The following is a 2,046-nucleotide window of genomic DNA, read 5'->3' as shown; positions in this document are numbered from 1 at the left end:
TCGCGGGCGCGCCTTACGAGACCTATCAGACTTCGGCGCGGATCGTAGCGAGCTATCGAGGCTTTGTGCTGACCGGCGCCGTATCAAAGACCGGCGACGAGGCGAATATTCAAAAGCCGTTCGGCTACAGCACATCGTACACGGCGTTGGTTGTGACCAATTTTCATCAGGCCGATGTGCAAGCCTATCTCCTCAGGCTTTCTTACGATTTGGAGAGGCTCGGCTTCGAAGGGGTAAGGTTCGAGGTCGCATGGGGCAAGGGCAGCGGTACGCCGGATCTGGCCACCAACGGAGGCTTCGCCGACCAGGAGGAGCTCGATCTCCGCTTCGTCTACGAGCCCCATCGCGGCAAGCTCCAGGGGCTTCGCGTGGAGCTCGAATACATCGACTGGCAGGTCTTCGACAATCCGACCCTTCCCAGTGACGACCTCGACCAGTTCCGGGCGATCGTGAACTACGCCGTGCCGCTGCTCTAGTCTCCTTACCACCCACCTTGGAACACGAGACCGACATCGCCGGGGCCTCTCTGCACAACCTCGGCATTCGTCGCGCGTCCGAATTGGAAGACGCCAAGGGCATTGTTACGGCCGGCCTGATCGAGCGTGGCCCGGTGCGCATTTCCGTCCTGATAGACGAGGCCGTAATTGCCGGCGCCTTTCTGTTTGACGGCCGCGGCGTTGTTGCGCCCCTTCTGCTTCACCTTCGCGTGGTTCTTGCCCTGGTACTCGTTGACCATGCCGTAGATCTGGAGCCCGCTGCGAATGAGATCGGCGCTGTCGCCGTGGGGCGTGAGCGAGAAGGTGAAGCTGCCGGCGGAGGCCGGCGTGCTTGCGGCGATAACGAGGGCTGTGGCGACAAGGCCGGCCTTGAGTGTGGTCGTGATCATGATGATGTCTCCTTGCATGCGCGTGTGAGGTTAAAGCTTGCGTCCGGTGCCGACATGGCGCGTGCAGTCCGGTGCGCCGTCGTGCCAATGCACGATTAGCGTGGCCGAATAGCCGCCCTGGTCGGATAGGGAGACGACGCCGAGCGATGCGTCCGCGCCGGGGCCGGCTTCGAAGTCGCCGCCTTGCCGTATGCTCGACCGGCCGGCATAGTCGCCTTGCGAGATCTTGAGCTCGTAGGAGCCCCCGACCGGCACGGGCGCATAGACCAGGCCTTCGAGAACGAGACTGCCGCCCTCGCGAACAACGCGAATGTCGCAAGAGGGACCTTGATCATAAGCGCCTTGGGTGTCGCCGCCCGCCGCTGCTCCCCAGGCGAGACCGAGGGGCAGCAGCGCGGCAAGCGATGTCATCAGGATGCGTGACATGGTGTGTCCTTTCTTTCCGGCGCTAGTCTTGGACGATGACCGACACGTTGCCGCGTCCGATCTGGGTGACGTTGGCGTGGTTGCCGCGGCCGGCCTGGATCACGCCGATGGCGTTGCCATTGCCGTCCTGGCTGGTGATCGCCGTGTGGCCGCGGCCGAACTGGGCGATACCGGCGATGTTGCCGCGGCCGTACTGGCTCGCATTGGCGCCGTTCCAGCGGCCGTCCTGGCCGATGACCACGCGGTTGCGCTTGCCGGCTTGCGTGCCGATCGCGTGGTTGCGGGCGCCGTCCTGATAGACGGTCAGGCGGTTCCGCCGGCCGTTCTGGGAACTGCCGAAACTGTTGCCCCAGCCATACTGCTCCAGGGAAAGGTAGGAGCCGGCATGGGCGGGTGCGGCAGCCGTGATGGTGACGGCGGCCGCGCTGACGATGAGAAGGGTCTTGAGGGTCATGGTGCTTACTCCGTTTGGTTGCGGAGCGTCGTCGTCGCGGACGGTGCGCTTCGCTTGCTTCGAGTAAGCCCGTTTTAGAAAAGTCGCTTTGAAGCGGCGCTGAACGCAACATTCAGCCGGAGTTCATCGCCCGGACGCGGGGCGATGCTTCGACAATGCTTGCAATGAGGAGGGGTGGCTGCCGTTCCTGAACACTTATAGAACCATGTGCAATGCCCCGGAGCCGCCGCTCAGGCGACTTTTGGAGGGAATACGAGAGTTGGACGTTGTCGCCTAGTCC

Annotated in this window: 4 protein-coding genes; 1 reads left to right on the top strand and 3 read right to left on the bottom strand. The window is 63.4% G+C overall.

The genetic code is table 11. The features are described from left to right. Positions 1–476, top strand: a 476-nt coding sequence (locus ACSLE4_RS05195; RefSeq protein ID WP_435903415.1) for an OprD family outer membrane porin, incomplete at its 5' end; no start/stop codon positions are given. Between the two features lie 5 nt (positions 477–481). Here ACSLE4_RS05195 and ACSLE4_RS05190 read toward each other — a convergent pair. Genes ACSLE4_RS05190 through ACSLE4_RS05180 form a run of 3 tightly spaced genes read right to left on the bottom strand, consistent with a single transcriptional unit; the run spans position 482 to position 1,766 of the window. Next, positions 482–886 (bottom strand): curlin, encoded by a 405-nt coding sequence (locus ACSLE4_RS05190; protein ID WP_435903414.1) that lies wholly within the window; start codon positions 884–886, stop codon positions 482–484. A gap of 30 nt (positions 887–916) precedes the next feature. Beyond that, positions 917–1,312: a curli-like amyloid fiber formation chaperone CsgH gene (gene csgH / locus ACSLE4_RS05185; RefSeq protein ID WP_435903413.1), complete on the bottom strand. Its 396-nt coding sequence runs from the start codon at positions 1,310–1,312 to the stop codon at positions 917–919. A 22-nt stretch (positions 1,313–1,334) separates the two neighbouring features. After that, a complete protein-coding gene (locus ACSLE4_RS05180) occupies positions 1,335–1,766 on the bottom strand; it encodes a curlin (RefSeq protein ID WP_435903412.1) in 432 nt (143 codons plus the stop codon). Positions 1,767–2,046: the final 280 nt, after the last annotated feature.

The organism is Methyloceanibacter sp. (genome assembly GCF_051306395.1).
Classification (GTDB): Bacteria; Pseudomonadota; Alphaproteobacteria; order Rhizobiales; family Methyloligellaceae; genus Methyloceanibacter.
This window is presented reverse-complemented; position numbering and strand designations above follow the sequence as displayed.

Excerpts from the sequence above, each read along its gene's own strand:
- csgH (WP_435903413.1), bottom strand. The coding sequence starts at position 1,312 with ATGTCACGCATCCTGATGACATCGCTTGCCGCGCTGCTGCCCCTCGGT.
- ACSLE4_RS05180 (WP_435903412.1), bottom strand. The coding sequence starts at position 1,766 with ATGACCCTCAAGACCCTTCTCATCGTCAGCGCGGCCGCCGTCACCATC.
- ACSLE4_RS05190 (WP_435903414.1), bottom strand. The coding sequence starts at position 886 with ATGATCACGACCACACTCAAGGCCGGCCTTGTCGCCACAGCCCTCGTT.